Annotated in this window: 1 protein-coding gene; it reads right to left on the bottom strand. The window is 41.7% G+C overall.

What is annotated here, in order from left to right:
• Nucleotides 1-240: TonB-dependent receptor (locus tag A3712_RS06955; protein WP_157618718.1), on the bottom strand; the 240-nt coding region annotated here is incomplete at both ends.

Here is a 240-nt window from a genome sequence, read left to right as displayed (position 1 = left end):
GTAACGAACACCAACTTGCACTGCCCACTTGTCCGCAATCATCATTTGATTTTGTAAATACAGACCCAATTGGTGGTTTTTTGTTTTAGTCGTTTCACGATCCGACTCTGTGTACGGTTGCTGGGTAATCGGATTGATCAAAGCGACATTGTTGCCATATGTAGGGTCAAAAATGTTAAACTGTAGGTTTCCATCAACTGCGACAAGTGGATCTCTAACATTAATTCCAACACCGTCTGT

This window comes from Vibrio sp. HI00D65 (genome assembly GCF_001635455.1).
Taxonomy (GTDB): Bacteria; Pseudomonadota; Gammaproteobacteria; order Enterobacterales; family Vibrionaceae; genus Vibrio.
This window is presented reverse-complemented; position numbering and strand designations above follow the sequence as displayed.